Raw genomic sequence first — 255 nt, forward strand, 5'->3', positions numbered from 1 at the left:
CGACGTGGAAACGGTGGTGGGTTTTCTCAGGCAGTACGATTTGCTCGGCGACTTTAAGATCAACATCGAAGTCAACCACGCCACCCTGGCCGGCCACACCTTTCAGCACGAACTGCAGGCCGCAGCCGATGCCGGCGTATTGGGAAGCATTGACGCCAACCGCGGCGATTACCAAAACGGCTGGGACACGGACCAGTTTCCCAACAACTTAAACGAACTCACGGAAGCCATGCTCATTTTCCTGGAAGCCGGTGG

Annotated in this window: 1 protein-coding gene; it reads left to right on the top strand. The window is 56.9% G+C overall.

The features are described 5' to 3' along the window. A partial coding sequence (locus ACYSM9_RS21990; protein WP_461859062.1) for a hypothetical protein occupies positions 1–255 on the top strand: 255 nt, incomplete at both ends.

This window comes from Arthrobacter sp. C152, assembly GCF_054890965.1.